Below are 24738 nucleotides of genomic sequence, written 5' to 3'. Positions count from 1 at the left end.
CATGGCTCGGCTGTTCGGCACTGACGGCGTACGCGGTCTCGCCAACGCGGACCTGACCCCTGAACTCGCGCTGTCCATCGCCGCCTCGGCGGCACGGGTGCTGGCCGAGCACGACCGCTCGCACCGGCCGGTCGCGGTCGTCGGCCGCGACCCGCGGGCCAGCGGCGAGATGTTGGAGGCGGCCGTGGTGGCCGGCCTCACATCGGCGGGCGCGGACGTGCTGCGCGCGGGCGTCCTGCCGACACCGGCGGTCGCCTACCTGGTGTCGGCGCTCGGCGCCGATGTCGGCGTGATGATCTCCGCCTCGCACAACCCGATGCCCGACAACGGCATCAAGCTGTTCGCCGCGGGCGGGCACAAGCTGCCCGACGCGGTCGAGGACGAGATCGAGCAGAAGCTGGGTGAGCGAGACCACCGGCCGACCGGCGCGGGAATCGGCCGCGTCCGCGACATCGAGGACGCCGAGGGCCAGTACGTGCAGCACCTGCTGAAGGTGACGCCGCACCGCCTGGATGGGCTGAAGGTCGTCGTGGACTGCGCGAACGGCGCCGCGTCCGTGGCCGCCCCGGACGCCTACCGCCGCGCGGGCGCCGAGGTCGTGGAGATCCACACCGCGCCCGACGGGCTGAACATCAACGACGACTGCGGCTCCAACCACGTCGCGAAGCTGCGTGCCGCCGTGGTCGAGCACGGCGCCGACCTGGGCATCGCCCACGACGGTGACGCGGACCGCTGCGTCGCGGTCGACGCCGACGGCAACGACCTCGACGGCGACCAGGTCATGGCGGTGCTGGCGCTCGGCATGAAGGAAGCCGGCGAGCTGACCGACGACACGCTGGTCGCGACCGTGATGAGCAACCTCGGCCTGCACCTGGCGATGCGCGAGCACGGCATCACCCTCAAGACCACCGCCGTCGGCGACCGCTACGTGCTGGAGGAGCTGCGCGCGGGCGGGTTCGCGCTCGGCGGCGAGCAGTCCGGGCACGTGATCCTCCCGGCGCACGCCACCACCGGCGACGGCCTGCTGACCGCGTTGCGGCTGATGTCGCGGATGGCGGAGACCGGCAAGCCGCTGGCCGAGCTCGCGGGCGTGATGCACCGGCTGCCGCAGGTGCTGATCAACGTGGTCGTGGGCGACAAGGCGGCGGTGGCGAAGGACGCGGCCGTCAGCGAGGCGGTCGCCGCCGTGACGGCCGAGCTCGGCGACACGGGCCGGGTGCTGCTGCGCCCGTCCGGCACCGAGCAGCTGGTGCGGGTCATGGTCGAGGCGGCCACGCCCGAGCTCGCGGAGTCCGCCGCGCAGCGGCTCGCCGGTGTGGTTTCCTCGGTGCACTGACCGAAGACGCGGGGGTGTGCCGGTGATGAACATCGGACCGATCGAGCTGATCATCATCTTCCTGGTGCTCGTCGTCGGGGTGGTGGTCCTGATCGTGGTCACCACGAAGAAGCGCAGCCGGCAACCCGGCCACCCGCACCAACCCGGCGGCTACCCGCCACCCGGCTACGGCCCGCCCCAGGGGCAGCCGGGCTACGGCCCACCCCAGGGCTACGGCCAGGGACAACCGGGCTACGGCCCGCCACCGGGACAGCCCGGCTACGGCCAGCCGGGGCCGGGCCAGCCTGGTTACGGCCAGCCGGGGCCCGGTCAGCCGGGTTATGGCCAGCCCGGACCGGGTCAGCCGCCGGGGCAACCGGGCTACGGCCAACCCGGGCCGGGTCAGCCGCCGTACGGGCAGCCGGGACAGCCGGGCCACGGCCAACCCGGCCCGGGCCAGCCGCCGCACGGCCAGCCGCCGCAGGGCCCCTACCCGCCCGGCCCGCCGTCGGACGGCACGCCGCCACCGCAGGGCTGAGGCAGGTTCGCGAAGGCAATGGACTTCGCCGATCCGGGCGAGTCCGCCCACCCGGGCTGCGATCCTTGGTCGGAACCCGGAACGGCACCGTCGCGTCTGAACGGGGACGAAGGGGAGGCACCAGCGCATGTCGGGTTACCAGGCGAACGCGGGCGAGTTGATGGCTTCCGCGACGACCATCCAAGGCGTCGCGGGTGACATCGAGGAGTACAAGACCAAGGTCACGTCCAGCGCGGTCACGGCCAAGGACTTCGGCCGCGAGCACACCGCGGGCGGCTCCCGCTACCTCGCCGGCCTGCCGAAGATCGCCGAGGCGATCACGGCGCACGCGACCGCCATGCGCGGCGTCGCCGACAAGCTCCGCGAATCGGCCAACGGCTACGACTGGTCCGACCAGGGCAACGCCGACACGTTCAACAACACCGGGAACAAGTGATGGCGACTCCGTCCTGGGAAGAAGTCAAGAAGATCGTCGACGACCCCTCGGTCCCGCACGATCAGAAGAAGGCGCTGCTCGAGGCGTACTACGTCGCCGACGCCGAGGGGAACATCCTCGGCGGCACGCACAACGACGAGCTCGAAGAGTACCTCGACGACTACGACGTGTCGTGGGGCGACGGCTTCGGCCAGTCGTTCTCCAACTCGATGCCGTGGTCGGACAGCTCGGAAGACCGGCTGAACAACGCGTACGACCAGGCCAAGAAGTCCTACGACGAAGGTGCTCAGAAGACCCAGGAGCACAACGAGAAGAAGCAGGCGGGGCAGGACGCGCTGGCCGCGTCCGAGCAGCGCGCGTCCGACGGCGGCGCGGGCGTGGCGAACTCCAACGAGCTGCTCGACGCGGGCGCGCCGGGGCTGAAGTACTTCGAGAACTTCCTGCCGGCCTATGAGAAGGCCAAGAGCATCATCGGCGTCGGCACCAAGGTCGACACCTCGGTCGACAACCTGCGCAAGCGCTACGACGAGCAGCGCGACATCGACTTCCACAAGATCGACATCGACATCGTCGAGCTGCGCCAGGTCGCCACCGACACCCGCAACCGGCAGGCGGACGCCGAGCGGTCGATGGGCAAGGTCTGGGCGAACTGGACCGGCACCGCGGCGGACAACTCCCGCCAGTTCGTCTCGGACATGTCGAAGAAGGCGTCCACGCACGCCGACGCCATCGACCACATCGCGGAGGTCACGCGGGCCGCGTGCCACACGGTGTCCGGTCTGGTGAACGCCAAGGCGCGGACGATCCTGGAAGGCGTCCAGAGCCCTTACGACATCGCGGGCGTGAGCCCGGCGCAGGTCGAGCAGGTCGTGCAGGGCGCGACCAGCGACGACGAGGCACTGCTGCGCCGCGTGGCCGGCTTCGTGAACTTCGAGATCAACGACGAGGCGTGCGACGAGGACGTGTGGAAGGAAGAGGTCCGGAAGAAGTCGCGCGAGTGGCTCCAGGGCACCTTCCACAACGACGTCAACGGCAAGTGGGAACTGTTCGACAACATCTGCAAGACCACCAAGGAATCGGTCGACAAGGCCTGGGAAGAACTGGGCAAGCAGATCGACGCGTTCAACACCAAGCCGTTCGAGCCGGCCAAGGAGGAGCAGCCCGCCGACAAGCCGGGTGACAAGCCGGGCACGGGCGGGTCCGACCAGCCCGGCGGCGGTGGCGGCACCCCCGGCGGTGGCGGCGGCACGCCCGGTGGCGGCGGTGGCACCCCTGGCGGTGGCGGCACGCCGGAGATCCCGAAGGTGGAGAACCCGCTCGACAAGGACGGCGACGGCAAGCCCGACGTGCCCGGCGACCTGGACGGCGACGGCAAGCCGGACACCGATCTCGACGGCGACGGCAAGCCGGACACGGACCTCGACGGCGACGGCAAGCCCGACGGCCTCAAGTCGGACGAGGAAGCGCCGGAGACCGTCACCATCAAGAGCGGCGACAGCGAGATCAAGATCACCGAGCCGGACGCGCAGGGCCAGGTGCTGATCACCGTCGACACGCCGACCAGCGAGCCGAAGAGCTACCAGGTCGACTTCAGCGCGAACCCGGACGCGGCGAAGGCCCTGATGGGCCAGAACGGCGGCGCGGCCCTGGCGAGCGCGCTGAGCGGCGCCACGCCGGTGGCGGCGGGCGGCGCGACCCCCGGCGCCCCGGTCGGCGCGGGCGGCACCGGCGCGCCCGGCGACGTCACGCCGGTGCAGGCGGGCGCGGACGGCAAGGCGCTGATCGAGCTGGACGGCCTCGCGATCACGGCCGAGGTCGACCCGCTGACCGGTGAGATCAACCTCTCGGTCGACAACGGCGACGGCTCGCCCGAGCAGTACGGCGTCGAGTTCGGCGAGGACGAGCCCGCGGGCTCCCGGCCGGAAGACCTGCCGGGTGACCTGGGTCGGGCGGAACCCGCGATCGCGGAGTCGATGGTCGGCACCGCCCAGGTCGGCGCGGACGGCGCGTCGTTCGGCGGCGCGGCGGTCGGTGGCGGGTCGTTCGGTGGCGGGTCGTTCGGCGGTCCGGCCGACTTCGGCCCGATGCCTGCCGAGGGCGGGTCGCCCGCGGGTGTCGGCGTCGGTGGTGGCGCGCCTGGTTTCGGCGGTCCGGCGGACTTCGGTCCGATGCCTGCCGAGGGCGGGTCGCCCGCGGGCGTCGGTGGTGGTCCCGGTTTCGGCGGTGGCGGCCCCGGCTTCACCGAGCCCGTCGCGGCCCAGCCCGGCTTCACCGAACCCCCGGCCGCCCAGCCCGGCTTCACCGGGCCGCCGTCGGCGCCGGGCTTCACCGCTCCCTCGGCCGTGCCGGGCGGCTTCACCGAGCCCGTCTTCACCCAGCCTGCGCCCGGCCCGTCGTTCGATCAGGGCTTCGGCCAGGGCGGCGGCCAGAACCCCGGCCAGAACTTCGGCGCGGGCTTCCCGTCGCCGGCCGCGGACTCCGCCGGCACCACCTCGACCTCCGGCGCGTCGGTCCTCGGTGGCGGATCGGGCTTCAACGGCGCGGACTCCGTGCTCGGCGGTCCGAGCGGCAGCCACGACAACCCGTGGAGCAGCCCGCCGCCCTCCTCGGACCAGGGCGGTCTCGCCGACACCAACGCCTCCCACGCGGCCCAGCCCGGTTCGGCGACCCTGCCGACCATGCAGGAGGGCGCCACGGGCCAGCCCGCCGGCTCCCCCGCGGGCGGGGGCATGATGGGCGGCGGGATGATGGGCGGAGGCATGGCGGGCGGTGGCCAGCAGCAGGGTGGCGGTGACACCGAGCGCAGCAGCAGTTCCGGCCAGTGGCGCACCACCGGGTCGTTGTTCGACGACGACGACGTGAGCATGCAGCGCCTGGGCGGCCTGCTGGGCGAAGACCGCCGGTGATCGGCTCGGACGGGGGGAGGGTTGGTGTCTGACTTCGACTCGCTGGAGACCGTCAAGCGACGGCTCGAAGGCATCAAGTCCGAGCACTCGGCACGGATGGAGTTGGCCGCGCGCAAGTTCGAGGAATCGGACAAGGCGACCAAGGAGAGCCACCAGAAGTTCGTCGAGAAGGAGAAGAAGCTGGTCGCCCGCCTGCGCGAGATGGCGGAGGCCAAGCGCGAGGCGGCGGCGAACCGGAACAAGCCGAAGGAGTACGCCTTCGGCCCGGCCGACGACGACGCGGCGCCGGACGAGATCGCCGACGAGCTGGCCGCGCTGGAACGGGCGCGTGCCGCGAACGCGGCGGCCCAGGCGCCCGGCGACTCGTTCCTGCGCGGCCCGGAGCCCGCGAACCGCAACCCGTGGGGGCGCACCCCGAGCGGCCCGCCGGTTCCCCCGCCGCCGCCGGTGCAGCCGGCCCGGCCGCCCGCGCCGCCGCGCCGTCCCGCGCGGCAGGTGGACGATGACGACGACTTCGGTGGTCAGAGCTGGTTGACGTGACCGATGAGCCCCGCTCCGGCGGAGCTCATCGCGTTGGCAGCCGGTCCAGCGGTCCGCGCTGGAAGGTCAGCACGGCGCCCTTCACGTCGCCGTCCAGCAACGCGTCCCACTTCTTCTCGCCCTTGAGCGTCCGCAGCAGGAACGCCGTCATCAGCGCCCTGGCCAGCTTCTGCGCCGCCCGCTCGCCCTTGCCGTCGAGCAGCAGCTCGCTCCAGTGCCGCCCCTCGGCGAACCCCAGGTGGCTGGCCTTCGGCAACGACCGCAGCTGCACCGGCCCCTGCCACGCCTCCGCGATCGCCTCCGCGTGCCCGACCGGCGGGGCGATGCGGTCCTCCCCGCCGGCCAGGTGCAACCCGGGCACGGCGACCCGCCGGGCCGCGTCCAGCGCCGACGGCCGGGTCTCGGACGCGGCCAACGTCACGACCGCCCGCACGCGCGGGTCGTCCGCCGCCGCGAGCACCGCCGCGCCGCCACCCATGGAGTGACCGGCGACCGCCAGCCGTGACGCGTCCACGCTGATCCCGCCGTCGCCCAGCCGCACGCCGGTGCACACGTCGAGCGCCGTGCGCAGGTTCCCGGCCATCAGCCGCGACGACATCAGCGGCCCGCGCTGCGTGCCCGGCGCGGCGGCCACGAAACCCCAGGACGCCAGGTGCCGCAGCAGCGCCCGGTAGCGGTTGACCGGCTGCAACCAGCCGTGCCCGAAGGCCACCGCGGGCAGTCCCAGCCCGACCGAGGGCGTGTAGACCACGCCCGGAAGCCCGACCAGCGCGAGGTCGCCGCGCAGCACGGGGTGCTCACCGGGCCTGCTGAGCTGGTCGAGCACCTGCTTCGCCGAGTAGCCGCTCACCCCGCGAACGGTAGTCGATCGAGGTGACGGCGCGCACGTTCCGATTGGTCTACACCAATCGACGGTGTGACCTGCGCAAACGCGGTGAAGTGGCCCTTTCGGACGACGGCCCTGGTCTAGTTACGCTGTGCCTCGTGTGCGGAATCGTGGGATATGTGGGACACAGGTCGGCGCTGGACGTCGTGCTCGACGGGCTGCGGCGGCTGGAGTACCGGGGCTACGACTCGGCGGGCGTCGCCGTCCTCGACGGTGACGGCGGGCTGGCCGTCGAGCGCAAGGCCGGCCGCCTGACGAACCTGGAGGCACGGCTGGACGAGGTCGGCCGCGACGCCTTCACCGGCACCGCGGGCATGGGCCACACCCGCTGGGCCACCCACGGCGCGCCGATCGACCGCAACTCCCACCCGCACTGCGACGTCACGGGCCGCGTCGCCGTCGTCCACAACGGCATCATCGAGAACTTCGCCGCCCTGCGCGCCGAGCTCGAGGCCGTCGGCGTCGAGATGGCCAGCGACACCGACACCGAGACCACCGCGCACCTCATCGCCCGCGCGTACGACGAGGGCGACACCAAGGGCGACCTGGTGGCGAGCGTCCGCACGGTGGTCCGCCGCCTCGAAGGCGCGTTCACGCTCGTCGTCACGCACGCCGACCACCCGGACGTGGTCGTCGCGGCCCGCCGGTCGTCGCCGCTGGTGGTGGGCGTCGGCGAGGGGGAGACGTTCGTCGCGAGCGACGTGTCCGCGTTCATCGAGCACACCCGCGAGGCCGTGGAGCTGGGCCAGGACCAGCTCGTCGTGATCGACCGCGACGGCTACCGCGTCACCGACTTCGACGGCGCCGACGCGCAGGCCAAGCCGTTCACGGTCAACTGGGACCTCTCGGCCGCCGAGAAGGGCGGCCACGAGTACTTCATGCTCAAGGAGATCGAGGAGCAGCCGGAAGCGCTGGCCAACACGCTGCGCGGCCACTTCCGCGACGGCCGGGTCGTGCTCGACGAGCAGCGCCTCTCCGACCAGGACCTGCGGGACGTGGACAAGGTCTTCGTCGTCGCCTGCGGCTCGGCCTACCACTCCGGCCTGGTCGCCAAGTACGCCATCGAGCACTGGACGCGGCTGCCCGTCGAGGTCGAGCTGGCCAGCGAGTTCCGCTACCGCGACCCCGTGCTGGACCGCGACACGCTCGTCGTCGCCGTCTCCCAGTCAGGTGAAACCGCCGACACGTTGGAGGCCGTCCGTCACGCGCGGTCGCAGAAGGCTCGCGTGCTGGCGGTCTGCAACACCAACGGCGCGCAGATCCCGCGCGAGTCCGACGCCGTGCTCTACACGCACGCGGGCCCGGAGATCGGTGTCGCGTCGACCAAGGCGTTCCTCGCCCAGATCGCGGCGAACTACCTGGTCGGTCTGGCCCTGGCGCAGGCGCGCGGCACGAAGTACCCCGACGAGGTGGCCCAGGAGTTCCACCAGCTGGAGGCCATGGCGGACGCGGTGCAGAAGGTGCTGGGCACCATCGACCAGGTCCGCGCGCTCGGCCGCGAGCTGGCCGACTCGAAGGCCGTGCTGTTCCTCGGCAGGCACGTCGGCTACCCGGTGGCGCTCGAAGGCGCGCTGAAGCTCAAGGAACTGGCCTACATGCACGCCGAGGGCTTCGCGGCGGGCGAGCTGAAGCACGGCCCGATCGCGCTGATCGAGGAGGGCCTGCCGGTGGTCGTGGTCATGCCCTCGCCCAAGGGCCGGGCGGTGCTGCACTCGAAGCTGGTGTCGAACATCTCGGAGATCCAGGCACGGGGTGCGCGCACGATCGTGATCGCCGAAGAGGGCGACGAGACGGTGCGGCCGTTCGCGGATCACCTGATCGAGATCCCGGCGGTGCCGACGCTGCTGCAGCCGTTGATCTCCACGGTGCCGTTGCAGGTGCTGGCCGCGGAGATCGCCCGCAGCCGCGGCTACGACGTGGACAAGCCGCGCAACCTCGCCAAGTCCGTCACGGTCGAGTAGGGCAGGCTTGGCCCCATGCGGGGTCTGTGGACGACGGATCGGGTCAGGGCGGCGGAAGAACGGGTCATGGCGGTCGTGCCGCCGGGCTCGCTGATGCGCCGGGCGGCGTTCGGCGTCGCGGTCGTCGCGGCGGAGCTGCTGGCGGGCAAGCGGCGGGTCGGGCTGCTCGTCGGCGCGGGCAACAACGGTGGCGACGCGCTGTGGGCGGGCTACTACCTCCGCAAGCGCGGCGTGGCCGTGTCCGCCGTCCTGCTGACACCTGATCGTGTGCACGCCGAGGGCTTGGCCGCGTTCCGCCGCGTCGGCGGCCGGGTGGTCCCGGAACTGCGCGACGTCGACCTGGTGATCGACGGCATCGTGGGCCTCTCGGCCCGCGGCCCGCTGCGCCCGGACGCGGCCGAGCACGTCGCGCACCTGGACGCCCCCGTGCTGTCGGTCGACCTGCCCAGCGGCGTGGACCCCGACACGGGCGCGATCTCCGGGCCCGCCGTGCGCGCGCACACGACCGTGACGTTCGGCTGCCTCAAGCCGGTGCACGCGCTGGCCGACTGCGGTGACGTGCGGCTGGTCGACATCGGGCTGGGCGGCGAGCTGCACGGGCCGGACCTGGTCGAGCTGGACGTCGCCGACGTCGGCGGGGCGTGGCCGGTGCCGGGGCCGGAGGACGACAAGTACACGCAGGGCGTGACGGGGGTCGCGGCCGGTTCGGCGACGTACCCCGGGGCGGCGGTGCTGGCCACCGGTGCGGCGCTGCTGTCGACGTCCGGCCTGGTCAGGTATGCCGGTGCGGCGGTCGAGGGCGTTCGGGCGCGGTGGCCGGAGGCCGTGTGCACGGGGTCGATCACGGACGCGGGCCGGGTGCAGGCGTGGGTCGTCGGGCCGGGTCTGGGCACCGGGTTGGGCGCTGAGGCGGTCCTGCGGACGGTCCTGGAGGCCGGCGTGCCCGTGTGCGCGGACGCCGACGCGATCACCATGCTGGCCAACAACCCGGACCTGTGGGACGCCCGCGACCCCGACACCCCGCTGGTCCTGACGCCGCACGACCGCGAGTACGAGCGGCTGGCCGGGCCCGTCGGCGACGACCGCGTGACGGCCGCGCGGAAGGCGGCGGAGCGGTACAACGCGGTCGTGCTGCTGAAGGGTCACGCCACCGTGATCGCCGGCCCCGACGGCCGCGTCCTGGTCAACCGCGCCCGTTCGTCGTGGGCCGCGACGGCGGGTTCCGGCGACGTCCTGTCGGGCCTGCTGGGCTCCCTCCTGGCCGCCGGCCTCGACCCGGTGCTGGCGGCGGGCTGCGCCGCCAAGGTCCACGTCCTGGCCGCCGACCTGGCCGCCGCCGGTGCCCCGATCCCCGCCACCTCACTGCTGCACGCCATCCCCGACGCCATCCGCACCATCCGCCCCACCTGACCACCGCGCGTGTCGAACGTGCAGGACCCGTGAAATCGACGCTCGCGACGCCGGCGTCCCGTCCCGAGCGTGGAATTCGGGGGACCCGGGTGTTCGACACGCGGGGCCCGGAGGTTCGACTCGCGCGTTCGCGGCGGTCGGGGCTGTGTCACCATGAACGGCGTTATGGCTGCTCCTCGCGCTGAGGTCGTGATCGACCTCGACAACCTCCGGCACAACGTCGCCCACCTCGACGCCCTCGCGCCCCACGCCGACACGATGGCCGTCGTCAAGGCCGACGGGTACGGGCACGGCGCCGCGGAGGTGGCCAGAGCGGCGGTCGAGGCGGGCGCGACGTGGCTCGGCTCCTGCTCCCTGGCCGAAGCCCTGGCGCTGCGCGCGGCCGGGCTCACCGTGCCGATCCTGGCCTGGCTCGACCCCCACGGCACCGACTACTCGCCCGGCATCGAGCAGGACGTCGACCTGTCCGCCTCCTCCCTCACCCAGCTGGAGGAGATCTCGGCGGCGGCCGACAAGGCGGGCAAGACCGCCCGCGTCCACCTCAAGATCGACACCGGCCTGTCCCGCAACGGCTGCCCGGCCACCCACTGGTCCGAGCTGGTCGAACGCGCCGCCAAGACCCACAACGTCGAAGTTCACTCGATCTGGTCACACCTGGCCGTCGCCGACGAGATCGGCCACCGCGGCACCGACGCCCAGGCCGAGCGCTTCGACGACGCCTACCGCGAAGCGCTCGCCGCCGGCCTCGACCCGCGCCGCCACATCGCCAACTCCGCGGCCCTCATCACCCGCCCCGACCTCCACCTGGACCTGGTCCGCCCGGGCATCGCGATCTACGGCCTCAACCCGGTGCCCGTGCCCGCCGACCTGCGCCCCGTGATGACGTTCCGGTCCGCGGTCGCGCTGGCCAAGCGCATCCCCGCCGGTGAATCGGTGTCCTACGGTCTGAGCTGGACCGCGGTGAAGGAAACGAACCTGGCCCTGGTGCCGGTCGGTTACGGCGACGGCGTGCCGCGCAGCCTGTCGAACCGGATGGACGTCTGGCTGGCCGGACGCCGTCGCCCGATCGTCGGCCGCGTCTGCATGGACCAGGTCGTGGTCGACTGCGGCGACGACGCGGTGGCGGAGGGGGACGAGGTCGTGCTGTTCGGATCCGGCGCCAAGGGCGAGCCGACCGCCCGCGAGTGGGCCGACACCACCGGCACCATCGACTACGAGATCGTCACCGGCATGTACCGGCCGCGCGTCACCCGGACGTATGTCGGGACACGCCCGTGAACACGGTGTGGAAGGCCGTCGGCTGGGCCGGCGGCATCCTCGGCGCCGCCGCGACCGGTGTCGCGGTGGGCGTGGCCGCGAACCAGAAGAAGGTCTCGAACGACCGCCAGGCCGACGACCCGCTCGCCGACGAACCGCTCGGCCGCCTCACCCCGACCCGCGAGTCCACCGTCGCGGCCGACGACGGCGTGCCGCTGTCGGTCGAGGAGGTCGACCCGGAGGACGGCGGGAAGCCCGACGTCACCGTCGTCCTCGTGCACGGCTTCGCCCTCGACCGCCGCTGCTGGCACTTCCAGCGCCGTGACCTGGCCACGCTCGCCGAGCCACGCGTGCGCCAGATCCTGTACGACCAGCGCAGCCACGGCCGTTCCGGTCGGTCCACGGTCGAGGGCAGCACGATCGACCAGTGCGCCAAGGACCTCGACGCGGTGATCCGCTCGATGGCCCCCGACGGCCCGCTGGTGCTGGTCGGCCACTCCATGGGCGGCATGACGATCATGGCGTTGGCCGAGCAGCGGCCCGAGCTGTTCGCCGACCGGGTGCGCGGCGTGGCGCTCGTCGGCACGGCGGCGGGCGCGGTCGGCGGCGCGGGACTGCCGAAGTCCGTGCTGTCCCGCTACAACCCCGTGACGCTGGGCGTCGGCAGGCTCGCGGGCCTGCAGCCGGGCCTGGTCGAGTGGGTCAGGCGCAGGGCGTCCACGCTGACGTGGAGCGGGATCCGCGCGCTGGCGTTCGGCAACGGCAAGGTCAGCCCGTCGTTGGTCGACCTGATGGAGCAGATGATCAACGGTGCCACGGTGCAGGTGCTCACCGAGTTCCTGGAAACCCTCGGCACCCACAACCGCTACAAGGCGCTGGCCGGTCTCCGGCACTGCGAGGTGCTCGTCATCAGCGGCGACGCGGACAAGCTGACGCCGTTCTCGCACGCCGAGCGGATGGCCGAGGAGATGCCGCACGGCGAACTGGTCCGCGTGTCCGGGGCGGGCCACATGCTCATGTTGGAACAACCCGACCTGGTCACCGGGCACCTGGTCGGATTGGTTCGGCGCAGTGCCGCCGAACGGTCGGAAAGCAGGCGACGGTGGTGGCGACGAGCGTGAGCGTGACGCTCCCCGAGGTGCAGGACACCGAGGAGTTCGGGCGCAAGCTGGGTGGTCTCGTGCGAGGTGGTGACCTGGTGCTGCTGTCCGGGCCGTTGGGCGCGGGCAAGACCGCCTTGGTGCGCGGCCTCGCCGACGGCCTCGGCGTGACGGGCCGGGTCAGCTCGCCGACCTTCGTGATCGCCCGCGTCCACGACCCCGCTCCCGATGGTCGCGGCGTGCCGTTGGTGCACGTGGACGCTTACCGGCTCGGGGGTCACCTGGACGAGTTGGACGACCTCGACCTGGACACGGACTTGGTGGACGCCGTGGTGGCGGTGGAGTGGGGCGAGGGCGCGGCGGAGCGACTGTCCGAGGACCACTTGTTGATCAGGCTGGAACGCCGGGACGACGACGTGCGCATCGCGCACCTTCACCCACACGGTGCTTGGGCCGACCGCGAACTTCCCGTCTGATCAGCTCTCCTTGGCTCTCCTCAGCTCTCCCAGGATTTTATTGCGTTCGAGGGCCGGCCCAAGAGATCAAGAGCCTTAAAAGCATGTCCTCGCCGGACGGGCAGATCAGCAGGATGACTCTTGGTTGGGTGGTGGTGTTGCGGGTCCGTTGTGGGTCCGGGTTTCGTGTCATCCCACCGACCTCCCTCCGGGCTACCACACGCGTCAAGGGGGCGGTTCCGGCCTAGTGTTTCCTGTTGGGTGGGGATGTGCCCCCTTGACACGTGCGGTAGGGCTCTGCCAGGTCGGCGGGATGACACGAAGCCCTCCTTTGAGAGAGGAACCCGGTCAGTGGACGGGAGCGGCGGGTCCGGCGCTGGTCGTGTGGAGCGGTGTCGCTATGGGCCGGGTGTCGGCTTTCGCTTTCCCAAGCGAGGGGTTCGTGTCATCCCGCCGACCTGGCTTTGCCCTACCGCGCGTGTCAAGGGGGCTGTGCGTCCTTTGCCCGGTGGTGCGCTGATGGCTGCCCCCTTGATACGTGTGGTAGCCCGGAGGGAGGTCGGTGGGATGACACGGAGCCCGGACCCACGACGGACCCGGCGCTTGACCGCCGTACCAGGGGTCATCCTGCTGATCTGCCCGTCCGGCGAGGACGCTTTTAATCTTTAATGCTTTTAAGGCTCGGCGACCCACCAACCCGGTGCTCAACGTTCCGAGATGCCGCGCACCACCCCGAGCTCCACCAAGTCCTGTGGCCGCAACCGCAAGTCGTCGGCAAGCGTTTGCACGTCGTCGCGCTTCAGGATCGCCGCAGCCAGTTCCGGCGCGATGACCGAGAAATAGGCGTCCGGCGTGATCCACGTGTGCTCCGGCGACGACAGCGCCAACGCCCCACCGGAACCGCCTTCCCCGATGACCAAAGTCGTGATCGGCACCCGCGTTTCCGCAACGGCGGCGAACAGTTCCGCGATCGCCGCGCCGACGCCGGCCCGTTCGGCCGCCGCGTCGTTGGCCGCGCCCGGAGTGTCCACCAAAGTCAGCACAGGGAGCGCGAACCGCGAAGCGAGCCGCACGAGCCGAGCCGCGGTGCGGAAACCGGCCGGGGTGTTGGCCGTGCCGGTCTGCGCGGCGAACGCGATCGCCCGCTCGCCCCGCCGCCCGATGCCGCACAGCATCCCGGCGTCCACGCCACCCGCCCGATCGCCGCTGATCGGCATCCGGGAGTCGAAGTAGTCGTCGAGGTAAGCCGCAGCACGGGGACGGTCCGCCGCGCGCGCCCGAAGCACCGCGCTCCACCCGTCCACGGGCAGCTCTTGAGCACCAAGAGCGCGCGGCACCTCGGCAGGCACGGCGTCACCGCGCGTGATCAGGGAGAGGATCTTGGCCACGGTCGCGTCGACGTCCTCGGGCTCCACCACGAGATCGACCGTGCCCGCCGCGAACTGGCCCTCCGCCGTGTAAGCGGGGTCGTCCGACGGGCGCACCCGGCTGCCCGCGAACCCCACCTGCGCGCCGGACACCCCGATCACGACGTCCGCCCCCGCGCCGAGCGACGCCCACAGCCCACCGGTGGTCGGGTCGCGCAGCACGGACACGTGCGGCAGACCGGCCTCCCGGTGCACGGCGCACAGCCGCGCCACGCGCTGGAGCTGCCGCAACGACAGCATCCCCTCCTGCATCCGGCTCCCACCGGTGGCGATCCGGGACACCACGGGCAGCCACGCCTGCCGCGCCTCGGTGAACGCCTCCTCGATCAACGCGCCGGCGGCCGTGCCGATCGAACCACCGAGGAACCGGAAGTCGAAGGTGATCTCCACCGAGCGCGGCCGCCGTCGCCACGACACCGACTCGACGCCACCGGACCGTTCCCGCGCCCGGTCGAGCTGGGCCTCGTAGCCCGGCCAGCCGAGGGGGTTCACCGCAGCTCCCGCTTCAGCACCTTGCCCATGTCGTTGCGCGGCAGCGCGTCCACGTACCGGACCACCCTCGGCCGCTTGTGCGGCGACAGCAGCCGGGCCACGTGATCGCTCAACACCTCCGGAGCGGGCGGCTCGCCGTTCGCCACGACCCACGCCACCACTCGCTCACCCAGGTCGTCGTCCGGCTCGCCCGTCACCGCCACCTCGGCCACCGACGGGTGCTCCAGCAGCGCGTTCTCGATCTCGCCCGCACCGATCTTGTAGCCACCGCTCTTGATCAGGTCCGTGGCGCGCCGGCCGACGATCCGCACGTACCCGTCCGGCTCGACCACGGCCAAATCACCGGTGCGGAACCAACCGTCGCGGAACGCCTCGCGCGTGGCGTCCGGCCGGTTCAGGTACTCCAGGAACAGGTTCGGCCCGCGCACCTCGATCTCGCCCGGCTCATCACTTGCGTGACCACCCGCTTGACCACCCGCTTGATCACCCGACTGACCACCCGACCCGCCGCCGGGCTCACCGCCCACGACCCGCAGCTCGACCCCGTCCAACGGCAACCCCACCGTGCCGGGCCGCCGGTCGCCGTCCGCCCGCACGCTGGTGTTCATCAACGTCTCGGTCATCCCGTACCGCTCGACCACCCGCCGGCCGGTCAGCCGCTCGATGCGCTCGTGCACCGACGCGGGCAGCGCGGCCGAACCGGACACCAGCAACCGGGCCTTCCCGAACGCCTCGGCGTGCTCGGGCTCGGCCGCGATCCGGTGGTACATGGTCGGCACGCCGAACAGCATCGTGCCGCCGTCGCCCAACGCCTCGGCGGCCTTCGCCACGCTGAACGACCCGAGGTGGCGCACCGTCCCGCCGCGCCGCAACGGCCCGATCACCCCGACGCCGAGCCCGTGCACGTGGAACAGCGGCAGGCCGTGCACCACGACGTCGTCCTCGGTCCACGCCCACGCCGCCGCCAGCGCGTCGAGGTTCGTCGCCAACGCACGCCTCGGCAGCACCACGCCTTTGGGTGGACCTGTCGTGCCGCTCGTGTAGACGATCAGCGCGGGCGCCTCGCCGTCCGGCTCCGGCAGGTCGACCACCGGTCCGGACGGCAGCTCGTCGTCGATCACGAGGTCCGGCGCGCTGTCGGCGAGGATGTGCGCGAGCTCCCGTTCCCCGATCTTGGGGTTGAGCGGCACGACCGGCACCCCCGCCAGCAGTGCGCCGACGACCACCACGCAGGTCTCGGGCGTCGACCGGGCCCACACGGCGACCCGCCGCCTGCCCGCCAACCCGGCCGCGACCGCCCGCGCCTCGCGCGCCAACTGCTCGTACGTCAGCTCCCGGTCGGGGAACCGGAGGGCGATCTTGGACGGCGGCGAGGCCAGGGCCGGCAGCAGCATCTCCATACAGTGATGTTCCCGGCCCTCACCCGCATCACAAGTGTGGTTCGAGCCACGCCATCAGGTGGATCTTCGGCCGAGCGCCCACGGTCTGTGCCACCAACCGGCCGTCCTGGTAGAGCTGGAGCGTGGGCGCGGACATGATCCGCTGGTCGCGCGCCGTGCGCGGGCTCGCGTCCATGTCCACCTTCACCACGGTCAGGTCGCCGCGCTCCCGGTCGATCTCGTCCAGCACCGGTTCCAGCATCCGGCACGGCCCGCACCAGTCGGCGCCGAACTCCACCAGCACGTTCCCGGCGGCCACGGCCCCGGTGAACTCGTCGTCGGTCAACGTCCGCACGGCCTGCTCCTCTGCTCGGCTTCCCGCAGTTGCGCGCGCACCTGGTCCCGCACGGCCTGCAGCCGCGTGATGCAGTCGTCCAGCTCGGCCACCTTGCGCCGGTACACCTCGACGGACGCCGCGCAGGCGTCGCCGGTGGTGTGGCCGTCGCGCAGGCACTGCACGAACGGCCGGGTGTCCTCCAAGGCGAACCCGATGTCGGCGAGCGACCGGATCTCGTGCACCAGCTTCAGGTCGTCCTCGTCGTACTCCCGCTGGCCGTTCGCCGCGCGGCGCGCCGTCAGCAGGCCAAGGGACTCGTAGTAGCGCAGCGCGCGGGTGGTCGTGCCGCTCCGCCGTGCCAGTTCTCCGATGCGCACGCGTAGATCCTCCGCCTTGACGTGGACGTCAACACAAGTGTGGTGCACGCCACCCGATACCCTTGTCAGTTGTGCTAGTGCTCGCCTTGGACACCGCGACCCCCGCCGTCACGGCCGGTGTCGTCGAACTGACGCCCGGATCGCCTCCCCGGCTGCTCGCCCAGCGGGTGACGGTGAACGCGAAGGCGCACGGTGAGCTGCTCACCCCGCACCTGCAAGCGGCGCTGGAGGAGGCCGGTCACCGGCTCTCCGACCTCGACGCGATCGTGTGCGGCTCGGGACCGGGGCCGTTCACCGGCCTGCGCGTCGGCCTGGTCACCGCCGCCGCCCTCGGCCAGGCGCTCAACCGGCCCGTCTACCCCGTGCCGACGCCGGACGCCGTCGCGCTGGACGCCGCCACCGGCAAACCGCTGCTCGTGGCCACCGACGCGCGTCGCAAGGAGGTGTACTGGGCGGCCTACGACGCGGCCGGCCGGCGCACCGACGGGCCGCACGTCGACCGGCCCGCCGACGTGGTCGCGAAGCTCGCCGCGGTGCTGCCCGCCGTGGTCGAGGCCGCCGGCGAGGGCGCGGAGCTGTACGCCGACGTGATCGGGCTCCCGGTGGTCGCGGCGCGCCACCCGTCACCGGTGTCCCTGGTCGCGGCGGCGGCCGACGAGCTGCTGGCCGGCGCGCGTCCCGCCGCGCTCACCCCCCTCTACCTGCGGCGTCCCGACGCCGTGGAGCCGGTCGGGCGCAAGCGGGTGACCAAGGCGTGAGCTCCGGCACCGTCACGATCGCACCGCTGCGCAGGCAGGACGCCGTGCGGTGCGCGCAGATCGAGGAGCAGCTGTTCCCGGGCGACGACCCGTGGAGCGCGAACGCCTTCCGCAGCGAGCTCGACAACGGCAACTTCTACGTCGGCGCGTACGTCGGCGAGACGCTGATCGGCTACGCGGGGCTGGGCCTGACCGACTTCGAGTCCAGCGTGCACACCATCGCCGTCGTGCCCGACTACCAGGGCGGCGGCGTGGGCAAGACCCTGCTGCGCGCCCTGCTCGCCCAGGCCGACGAGCGGGGTCTGCCGGTGTTCCTGGAAGTCCGCACGGACAACGCGCCGGCGATCGGCCTCTACCTGGCGCACGGTTTCGAGCACCTGGGCGTGCGCCGCCGCTACTACCAGCCGTCGGGCGCCGACGCGTACACGATGGGAAGGCCCGCGAACCGTGACTGACCGGCTCATCCTCGGTATCGAGAGCTCGTGCGACGAGACCGGCGTCGGCATCGTCCGGCTCGGCCCGGACGGGTCGATGGAACTGCTCGCCGACGAGGTCGCCTCCAGCGTCGAGGAGCACGCCCGCTTCGGCGGCGTCGTGCCCGAGGTCGCGTCCCGCGCGCACCTGGAGGCGATGGTCCCGACCATGCGCCGTGCCGTGGAGACGGCCGGGATCGAGCTGCGCGACGTGCACTCCATCGCGGTCACCGCCGGTCCCGGGCTCGCGGGCGCCCTGCTGGTCGGCGTGTCGGCGGCGAAGGCGTACGCGGCGGCGTTGGACAAGCCGCTCTACGGCGTCAACCACCTCGCGGGGCACGTCGCCGCGGACACCCTCCAGCACGGCCCGCTGCCGAAGCGGTGCGTGGCGCTGCTGGTGTCGGGCGGCCACTCGCAGCTGCTGCTGATCGAGGGCCTGGCGGAGAAGATCACCGAGATCGGGTCGACCGTGGACGACGCGGCGGGCGAGGCCTACGACAAGGTGGCCCGGCTGCTCGACCTGCCCTACCCCGGCGGTCCGCCGATCGACAAGCTCGCCAAGCAGGGCAACGGCTGCGCGATCGCGTTCCCGCGCGGGCTGACCGGGCCGCGTGACTCGAAGTACGACTTCTCGTTCTCCGGCCTGAAGACCTCCGTCGCCCGGTGGGTCGAGAAGCAGGAACGCGCGGGCGAGGAGATCCCGCTGGCCGACGTCGCCGCGTCGTTCCAGGAGGCGGTGGCCGACGTGCTGACCGCCAAGGCGATCCGGGCGTGCAAGGACCTGGCCGTGGACACCTTGGTGATCTCCGGCGGCGTGGCGGCGAACTCCCGACTGTCGGGCCTCGCGGCCGAGCGCTGCGCCGAGGCGGGCATCGAGCTGCGCGTCCCGCGCCCCCGGCTGTGCACCGACAACGGCGCGATGATCGCCGCCCTCGGCGCCCACCTGGTGGCCGCCGGCGCGAAGCCCTCCACCCTCGACCTCTCCACCACCCCCGGCCTCCCGGTGGGCACCATCCAGATCCTCTGACCTGCGCGCGAGTCGAACCGTCAGGTCCCGATGCCGAGGCCTTCGGCGTGGCCGGCGGCGAAGGCCGCGTCGAAGGCGTCCGCGCCCAGGGCGGCACGCGCGGTGGCGGTGATGCGGTCCACGTCACCGCGTTCGCCCGCCGGCAGCGGCACGCCCACGGACGCCCGCGCCGCCGTCGCCGCACCCAGCAGCCGGGCCGCCCCGACCGCGTCACCCGCCAACGCCCGCGCGCCCGCCACCCCCTCCAACGCCAGCGCGATCGCCCGCGGGTCGCCCACCTGCCGCGCCAGCGCCAACCCCTCCGACTGCAGCCGCGCCGCCCGCGCCGCGTCACCGCGCAGCTCGGCCACGAACCCCAGCTCCGCCAGCACCAACGTCGCACCCGCCTCGAACCCGACCTGCCGGTGCCACGACCGCAGCCGCTCCCAGTGCGCCTCCGCCGCGTCCAGCCGCCCCTCCCGGCGCGCGCCCAGCGCCAACCCGGTCTCCGCGTACACCTCACCCGGCGAGAACCCGTGCTCCGCCGCCGTCCGACGAGCCTGTTCGTGCAGCTCACGCGCCTTCGCGTAGTCACCGACGGTCAACGCGACCCGTCCGAGCCAGGACAGCTTGTACGACACCTCCGGCCACGACCGCAGCTCTTCCGCCACCCGCAGCCCGTCCCGGTGCACGGCCTCCGCCCGCTCGTAGTCGCCCGACAGCTGCGCGAGCATCCCCAACCCGAACGACGCCTTCAGCTGCCCCCACCGCTCACCCGACGACGTGAACAGCTCCGCACACCGTGAAGCCGACGCCCGCGCCTGGTCCACCGAACCCCGGGCGAGCGCCTGGCTGACCCGGTCGCTGTGCGCCGCCGCCACACCCCACTCGTCACCCAGCTCCTCGAACGCCTCCAGCGCCTGCTCGGTCAACTCCTCGGCGGACGGCATGTCGCCCACGGTCGACAGCACGTACCCCAGGAACCACCGGGCCCGCGCCCGCTGTCGCGGGTCCGCGATCTCCGCCGTCCCCGAGATCGCCGACGGTTCCGCGGCCTCACCCAGCAGCACCCCGAACCCGGCCCGCCACGCCATCGTCACCGGGTCGGTCGAGGTCATCAGCCGCCGACCCTCCCGCAGCCGCCCGCGCAGGAACCAGTACCAGGTCAGCGCGGACGTCAGCCGAACGCCGTCCGCCGGCCCCAACGCGTCGTGCGCGGCGCGCAGGTTCGCGGTGTCCGCGTCCAGCCGGTCCAACCACGCCAGCTGCCCGGCCTCGCGCAACCGGGGGTCCGCCCGTTCGGCCAACGCCAGGTAGAACGCCGCGTGCCGGGCCCGCACCCGGTCGAACTCGCCCGCCTCGCGCAGCCGTTCCCGCCCGTAGTCGGCGACCGACTCCAACAGCCGGAACCGCGGCTCACCGGTGTGCTCGGGCGCGACCACGAGCGACCGGTCGACCAGCCTGGCCAGCACGTCCGCCACCTCGTCGGCCGCCACGCCGCCACCCGCGCAGACCGCCTCGGCGGCGTCCAACGCGCACCCGTCCACGTGCACGGACAGCCGCCGCAGCACGGTCCGCTCGGCGTCACCGAGCAGGTCCCAGCTCCAGTCGATCATCGCGCGCAACGTCCGCTGCCGGGCAGGCGCGTCCCGGTGCCCGCCGGCCAGCACCCGGAACCGGTCGTCCAGCCGGTCGAGCAGGGCCGTCACGCCCAACCCGCGCACGCGCGTGGCGGCCAGCTCCACCGCCAGCGGCAACCCGTCGAGCCGTCGGCAGATCGCCTCCACCACCGGCGCGTTGTCCGGCGTCACCGTGAAACCGGGCGCGGCGGCGGCAGCGCGTGCCGCGAACAGCGTGACCGCGTCCGAGAGGTCCAACGGCGGCACGGCCCACACCGTCTCGAACGCCAGCCCGAGCGGTTCCTGGCTGGTGGCGAGCACGCGCAGCTCCGGCACGGCCCGCAGCAGCCGGGAGACCAGCGCGGCGACCGGCTCGACCAGCCGCTCGCAGTTGTCCAGCACGAGCAGCACCTCGCGCCCGCGCAACGCCTCCACCAGCGCCGTCCCCGACGCGTCCTCGCGCACGCCGAGCACGTCGGCCACCGCGCTCACCACCTGCTCGGCCCGGCCGACGCCCGCCAGCTCGACCAGCCACACCCCGTCCGCGACCGACACCTGCCGCGCGACCTCCAGGGCCAGGCTCGTCTTGCCGACGCCGCCGGGACCGGTGAGCGTGACCAACCGGGCGTCACGGGGCAACCCGCACAGGTCCCGCACCGCCCGGTCCCGGCCGACCAGCTCCGTCACGGGCACCGGCAGGTTCGTCCGCGCGGCCGGCGCGAGGTCGTGGTCGAGGATCGCCCGGTGCAGCTCGGCCAACTCGGGACCCGGCTCCAGCCCCTGCTCCTCGGCCAACGACCGGCGCAGCTGCGCGTAGCTCTCCAACGCCTCGACCTGCCGACCGGCCCGGTAGAGGGCGCGCATGTGCAGCCCGCGCAAGCGTTCGCGCAACGGGTGCCGCGCCACCTCGGCCGCCAGGTCCACCTCGCCCGGAGCCGACTCGGCGAACTCCTCCAGCGCGGCCAACCGCTCCTCGGCCCACCGCGCGAGGACCGGCGCCAGGAACGGCGCGTCCGCCAGCTCCGCCAGCGGCTCGCCGCGCCACAACGCCAACGCCTCGCCGAACCGCCCGCGGGCCACCAGCTCCCGGAACCGCAGGACGTCCAAAGTGGACGGATCGACGCGCACCGCGTACCCGGCCGGACCGTGCGCGACCAGCTCCCGCCCGCCCGGCTCGGCCGCCTCCAGCGCCCGCCGCAGCTGCGAGACCTTGGTCTGCAACGTGTTCACCGGGTTGCCGGGCGGCTCGTCGCCCCACAGGTCGAACGCCAACCGGTCCGCCGACACGGGCCGCCCCTCGTGCGCGAGGAGGTCCGCCAGCAGCAACCGGACCTTGGCCTCGGGCACCCGGACCGCCTCACCGCCCGCCGTCCACACCCCGAGCGGCCCCAACACCCCGAATCTCACGCCCCGGACGGTAACCGGAGCACCCGCAGGGGACCCCCAGCGGACCCGCAGCGATCCGTGCGCGCCACCGGCCACCGTGGAAGTCACACGAAGGAGTGAAGAACACATGACTGCCAAGACCCCGTTGACCCTGATCGGCCTGGGCCCGATGGGCCAGGCCATGGTCACCCGGTTCCTCGACGCCGGCCACCCGACCACGGTCTGGAACCGCACCCCGTCCCGGGCCGACGCCGTCGTCGCCAAGGGCGCCGTCCGGGCCGCCACCGCCGCCGACGCCGTGGCCGCGAACCGGCTGCTGGTCCTCAGCCTCACCGACTACGCGGCGATGTACGAGATCCTCGACGGCGTCGACCTCGCCGGCCGCGTCGTGGTCAACCTCAGCTCCGAGACGCCGGACAAGACCCTCAAGGCCGCCGCCTGGCTCGCCGAACGCGGCGCGGAGCTGCTGGTCGGCGGCATCATGGCGAACGCGGAGATGGTCGGCCACCCCGACGCGTACGTCTTCTACAGCGGACCGCGCGAGGTCTTCGACCGGCACGCCGACACGCTCGCCGTGCTCGGCAGGCCCGACTACATGGGCGAGGACCACACCCTGGCCCAGCTGCTCTACCAGGCGCAGCTGGACGTCTTCCTCACCTCGCTGGCCGCGATGCTGCACGGCATCGCCCTGGTGAAGTCGGCGGGCGTCACGGCCGAGCGGTACGCGCCCTACCTCAGCGACAACGTCTCCACGCTGTCGATGTACGTGTCGGGCATCGCGCGGCACGTCGACTCCGGCGAGCACCCCGGTGACCTCGCCAACACGGCCATGATGGGCGCCACCGCGGCGCACGTGGCGGGCGCGAGCGAGGCCGCCGGGATCGATTCCACGCTGCCCGGGGCGGTGAAGTCCCTCTACGACCGCGCCATCGCGGCGGGGCACGCCAAGGACAGCTTCACCGCCCTGATCAACGTCATCCGGGGCTGATCACACGGGGTTCAGGCCGGGGTTGCGGTCCTCGACGACGAACGACTTGAGCGTCGTGGCCCCGGCCCCGGCCGTGCGCACGTACGGCAGCGTGCGGAAGTCCGCCCGCATCTCCCGCGCGGTGAACTTCGTCCGCACGTACCCGCGCCGCCTGCTGTGCAGCTTGATGTGCGGGTTCAGCCGCAGCTGCACCTGGTCGACGGTGTCGTTGCCGTCGCCGCCGGAGGTCACCGACGAGCACACCAGCTCGGTGCCCACGGTCGGCGACGACGCCGGGTCGTGCCAGTCCAGCTTCACGTCCGCCGCGTAGTGCGCGTGCACGTCGCCGGTCAGCACGACCGCGTTGCGCACGCCCGCGTCGACCCACCCGCGCGTCACCCGGTCGCGGGAGGCCAGGTAGCCGTCCCACCCGTCCATGGAGACCTCCTTCTCCGGCCCGTCCTTGCGGTCGCGCTCGGCGAAGAACACCTGCTGGCCCAGCACGTCCCACCGCGACCGGGACCGGCGGAACCCGTCGAGCAGCCACTCCTCCTGCTCGGCGCCGGTGATCGAACGGGTCGGCAGCCCGGCGTCCGCGCAGGTCTTCCACCCGTCGCCGCACGCCTGGTCGTCGCGGTACTGCCGGGTGTCGAGCATGTGGAAGTTGACCAACCCGCCCCACTGGGCCCGCCGGTAGAGCTGCAGGTCGGTGCCGTTGGGCCGCGCCCCGCGCCGCAGCGGCATGTTCTCGTAGTACGCCTGGAACGCCGCCGCCCGCCGTGCGGCGAAGGCCGGGTCGGGCTGCTCGGGCACGTCGTCGGCCCAGTTGTTCTCGATCTCGTGGTCGTCCCACACCACCAGCCAGGGCGCCACGGAGTGCGCGAGCTGGAGGTCGGCGTCCGTCTTGTACTGCGCGTGCCGCAGCCGGTAGTCGCCCAGCGTGCGCGTCTCCGGCCCGAGCACCGGCCGCACGTCCGCCGCCTTGGCCGCGTACTCGTACTGGTAGTCGCCCAGGTGCAGCACCACGTCCGGGTGATCCTCGGCCAGCCGCCGGTACGCGGTGAAGTAGCCCTCGCCGAAGTGCGCGCACGACGCGAAGCACATGGTCAGGTCCTGCCCGAGGACCCACGGCTCGGGCGTGGTGCGGGTGCGGCCGACGGGGGACAGGTGGCCGTCGACGCGGAACCGGTAGAAGTACTCGCGGCCGGGCCGCAGGCCGAACGGCTCCACGTGCACGCTGTGCCCGAGCTCGGGCCGGGCGGGCTGCACGCCGCGCCGCACCACGCGCTGGAACCGCTCGTCCTCGGCCAGCTCCCAGTGCACCGGGACGACCCGGTCGGGCATGCCGCCGAGACCGTCCTCGGCGAGCGGCCGCGGCGCGAGGCGCGTCCACAGCACCACGCCGTCGGGACGGGGGTCGCCGGAGGCGACGCCGAGGGTGAAGGGGTCGTCGAGCTTGGGGAAGCCCGCGCCGGTGGTGGCGAGCGCCACACCGGCCACACCGCCGATGAGCAGGGAACGTCGGGTCACCGCAGTCATGCCCGACACCGTTGCCGACCAGGTTGGCGACCAGGTGAACGGCGGTGTTACACGAGTGGACGACTTCACCCGGCCGGTAGCGGGGGGTCGTTGAAGCGTTGGCACTCGCGTGGGTAGAGTGCTAGATGCACGGCACCAGCAACCGCCCCGACCCCCGCGACGGCGGGGTGGCAG

Annotated in this window: 21 protein-coding genes; 14 read left to right on the top strand and 7 right to left on the bottom strand. The window is 72.9% G+C overall.

Going from position 1 to position 24738, the window contains the following annotated elements:
• Nucleotide 1: 1 nt before the first annotated feature.
• From glmM to ABTZ99_RS14610, 5 genes are all read left to right on the top strand, one after another.
• Nucleotides 2-1336, top strand: coding sequence for a phosphoglucosamine mutase (glmM, locus tag ABTZ99_RS14630; RefSeq protein ID WP_498786049.1), 1335 nt, complete (start codon nucleotides 2-4; stop codon nucleotides 1334-1336).
• A gap of 25 nt (nucleotides 1337-1361) precedes the next feature.
• Nucleotides 1362-1853 (top strand): hypothetical protein, encoded by a 492-nt coding sequence (locus tag ABTZ99_RS14625; RefSeq protein WP_499611592.1) that lies wholly within the window; start codon nucleotides 1362-1364, stop codon nucleotides 1851-1853.
• A 127-nt stretch (nucleotides 1854-1980) separates the two neighbouring features.
• On the top strand, nucleotides 1981-2289 hold the full coding sequence (locus ABTZ99_RS14620) for a type VII secretion target (protein WP_230566521.1): 309 nt from the start codon (nucleotides 1981-1983) through the stop codon (nucleotides 2287-2289).
• A complete protein-coding gene (locus tag ABTZ99_RS14615; protein WP_499611590.1) occupies nucleotides 2289-5195 on the top strand; it encodes a hypothetical protein in 2907 nt (968 codons plus the stop codon). The genes ABTZ99_RS14620 and ABTZ99_RS14615 overlap by 1 nt, the downstream gene beginning before the upstream one ends.
• A 24-nt stretch (nucleotides 5196-5219) precedes the next feature.
• The gene (locus ABTZ99_RS14610; RefSeq protein ID WP_498786024.1) at nucleotides 5220-5735 is read left to right on the top strand and encodes a hypothetical protein; all 516 of its coding nucleotides are present in this window, start codon (nucleotides 5220-5222) and stop codon (nucleotides 5733-5735) included.
• Nucleotides 5736-5760: 25 nt separating this feature from the next.
• Here the strand turns inward: ABTZ99_RS14610 and ABTZ99_RS14605 are convergent, their stop codons facing one another.
• The gene (locus ABTZ99_RS14605; protein WP_499611587.1) at nucleotides 5761-6585 is read right to left on the bottom strand and encodes a dienelactone hydrolase family protein; all 825 of its coding nucleotides are present in this window, start codon (nucleotides 6583-6585) and stop codon (nucleotides 5761-5763) included.
• 134 nt (nucleotides 6586-6719) lie between these two features.
• Between ABTZ99_RS14605 and glmS the strand changes: the two genes are divergently transcribed.
• The 5 genes from glmS (at nucleotide 6720) to tsaE (ending at nucleotide 12825) form a co-directional block, all read left to right on the top strand.
• Nucleotides 6720-8582 carry a glutamine--fructose-6-phosphate transaminase (isomerizing) gene (gene glmS, locus ABTZ99_RS14600; RefSeq protein WP_498786020.1) on the top strand — a complete coding sequence of 621 codons (1863 nt, stop codon included), beginning with the start codon at nucleotides 6720-6722 and terminating at the stop codon, nucleotides 8580-8582.
• A 15-nt stretch (nucleotides 8583-8597) separates the two neighbouring features.
• Nucleotides 8598-9992, top strand: a complete 1395-nt coding sequence (locus ABTZ99_RS14595; protein WP_498786018.1) for an NAD(P)H-hydrate dehydratase — start codon at nucleotides 8598-8600, stop codon at nucleotides 9990-9992.
• A gap of 165 nt (nucleotides 9993-10157) precedes the next feature.
• Nucleotides 10158-11270, top strand: coding sequence for an alanine racemase (alr, locus tag ABTZ99_RS14590; protein WP_499611584.1), 1113 nt, complete (start codon nucleotides 10158-10160; stop codon nucleotides 11268-11270).
• The gene (locus tag ABTZ99_RS14585) at nucleotides 11267-12370 is read left to right on the top strand and encodes an alpha/beta fold hydrolase (RefSeq protein ID WP_498786015.1); all 1104 of its coding nucleotides are present in this window, start codon (nucleotides 11267-11269) and stop codon (nucleotides 12368-12370) included. Before alr ends, ABTZ99_RS14585 begins: the two co-directional genes overlap by 4 nt.
• The gene (gene tsaE, locus ABTZ99_RS14580; RefSeq protein ID WP_498786013.1) at nucleotides 12367-12825 is read left to right on the top strand and encodes a tRNA (adenosine(37)-N6)-threonylcarbamoyltransferase complex ATPase subunit type 1 TsaE; all 459 of its coding nucleotides are present in this window, start codon (nucleotides 12367-12369) and stop codon (nucleotides 12823-12825) included. Before ABTZ99_RS14585 ends, tsaE begins: the two co-directional genes overlap by 4 nt.
• Nucleotides 12826-13508: 683 nt before the next feature.
• Here the strand turns inward: tsaE and ABTZ99_RS14575 are convergent.
• Genes ABTZ99_RS14575 through ABTZ99_RS14560 form a run of 4 tightly spaced genes read right to left on the bottom strand, consistent with a single transcriptional unit; the run spans nucleotide 13509 to nucleotide 16816 of the window.
• A complete protein-coding gene (locus ABTZ99_RS14575) occupies nucleotides 13509-14723 on the bottom strand; it encodes a carboxyl transferase domain-containing protein (protein WP_498783439.1) in 1215 nt (404 codons plus the stop codon).
• Nucleotides 14720-16117, bottom strand: a complete 1398-nt coding sequence (locus tag ABTZ99_RS14570; RefSeq protein WP_498783516.1) for an acyl-CoA synthetase — start codon at nucleotides 16115-16117, stop codon at nucleotides 14720-14722. The genes ABTZ99_RS14575 and ABTZ99_RS14570 overlap by 4 nt, the downstream gene beginning before the upstream one ends.
• Nucleotides 16118-16151: 34 nt before the next feature.
• The gene (locus ABTZ99_RS14565) at nucleotides 16152-16457 is read right to left on the bottom strand and encodes a thioredoxin family protein (RefSeq protein ID WP_498783441.1); all 306 of its coding nucleotides are present in this window, start codon (nucleotides 16455-16457) and stop codon (nucleotides 16152-16154) included.
• A complete protein-coding gene (locus tag ABTZ99_RS14560; protein ID WP_498783443.1) occupies nucleotides 16445-16816 on the bottom strand; it encodes a MerR family transcriptional regulator in 372 nt (123 codons plus the stop codon). Before ABTZ99_RS14560 ends, ABTZ99_RS14565 begins: the two co-directional genes overlap by 13 nt.
• A 71-nt stretch (nucleotides 16817-16887) precedes the next feature.
• On the opposite strand from ABTZ99_RS14560, the gene tsaB reads away from it, so the two are divergent.
• From tsaB to tsaD, 3 genes are read left to right on the top strand one after another with little or no spacing between them, the layout of a single operon-like run.
• A complete protein-coding gene (gene tsaB, locus ABTZ99_RS14555) occupies nucleotides 16888-17574 on the top strand; it encodes a tRNA (adenosine(37)-N6)-threonylcarbamoyltransferase complex dimerization subunit type 1 TsaB (protein ID WP_498783445.1) in 687 nt (228 codons plus the stop codon).
• Nucleotides 17571-18029, top strand: a complete 459-nt coding sequence (gene rimI / locus ABTZ99_RS14550; RefSeq protein ID WP_498783447.1) for a ribosomal protein S18-alanine N-acetyltransferase — start codon at nucleotides 17571-17573, stop codon at nucleotides 18027-18029. Before tsaB ends, rimI begins: the two co-directional genes overlap by 4 nt.
• Nucleotides 18022-19074: a tRNA (adenosine(37)-N6)-threonylcarbamoyltransferase complex transferase subunit TsaD gene (gene tsaD, locus ABTZ99_RS14545; RefSeq protein ID WP_499611579.1), complete on the top strand. Its 1053-nt coding sequence runs from the start codon at nucleotides 18022-18024 to the stop codon at nucleotides 19072-19074. Before rimI ends, tsaD begins: the two co-directional genes overlap by 8 nt.
• A gap of 20 nt (nucleotides 19075-19094) precedes the next feature.
• Here the strand turns inward: tsaD and ABTZ99_RS14540 are convergent, their stop codons facing one another.
• On the bottom strand, nucleotides 19095-22079 hold the full coding sequence (locus ABTZ99_RS14540; RefSeq protein ID WP_498783451.1) for an AfsR/SARP family transcriptional regulator: 2985 nt from the start codon (nucleotides 22077-22079) through the stop codon (nucleotides 19095-19097).
• A 106-nt stretch (nucleotides 22080-22185) separates the two neighbouring features.
• On the opposite strand from ABTZ99_RS14540, the gene ABTZ99_RS14535 reads away from it, so the two are divergent.
• A complete protein-coding gene (locus tag ABTZ99_RS14535; protein WP_498783453.1) occupies nucleotides 22186-23046 on the top strand; it encodes an NAD(P)-dependent oxidoreductase in 861 nt (286 codons plus the stop codon).
• Here the strand turns inward: ABTZ99_RS14535 and ABTZ99_RS14530 are convergent, their stop codons facing one another.
• Nucleotides 23047-24564 carry an alkaline phosphatase D family protein gene (locus ABTZ99_RS14530; protein WP_498783455.1) on the bottom strand — a complete coding sequence of 506 codons (1518 nt, stop codon included), beginning with the start codon at nucleotides 24562-24564 and terminating at the stop codon, nucleotides 23047-23049.
• Between the last annotated feature and the right edge of the window lie 174 nt (nucleotides 24565-24738).

The sequence above is a fragment of the Actinosynnema sp. NPDC002837 genome (genome assembly GCF_040295345.1).
Classification (GTDB): Bacteria; Actinomycetota; Actinomycetes; order Mycobacteriales; family Pseudonocardiaceae; genus Actinosynnema.
This window is presented reverse-complemented; position numbering and strand designations above follow the sequence as displayed.

Coding starts and splice junctions, on each gene's coding strand:
- ABTZ99_RS14595 (WP_498786018.1), top strand. CDS start 8,598: ATGCGGGGTCTGTGGACGACGGATCGGGTCAGGGCGGCGGAAGAACGG.
- ABTZ99_RS14620 (WP_230566521.1), top strand. CDS start 1,981: ATGTCGGGTTACCAGGCGAACGCGGGCGAGTTGATGGCTTCCGCGACG.
- ABTZ99_RS14570 (WP_498783516.1), bottom strand. CDS start 16,117: ATGCTGCTGCCGGCCCTGGCCTCGCCGCCGTCCAAGATCGCCCTCCGG.
- ABTZ99_RS14530 (WP_498783455.1), bottom strand. CDS start 24,564: ATGACTGCGGTGACCCGACGTTCCCTGCTCATCGGCGGTGTGGCCGGT.
- ABTZ99_RS14615 (WP_499611590.1), top strand. CDS start 2,289: ATGGCGACTCCGTCCTGGGAAGAAGTCAAGAAGATCGTCGACGACCCC.
- ABTZ99_RS14625 (WP_499611592.1), top strand. CDS start 1,362: ATGAACATCGGACCGATCGAGCTGATCATCATCTTCCTGGTGCTCGTC.
- alr (WP_499611584.1), top strand. CDS start 10,158: ATGGCTGCTCCTCGCGCTGAGGTCGTGATCGACCTCGACAACCTCCGG.
- glmM (WP_498786049.1), top strand. CDS start 2: ATGGCTCGGCTGTTCGGCACTGACGGCGTACGCGGTCTCGCCAACGCG.
- ABTZ99_RS14535 (WP_498783453.1), top strand. CDS start 22,186: ATGACTGCCAAGACCCCGTTGACCCTGATCGGCCTGGGCCCGATGGGC.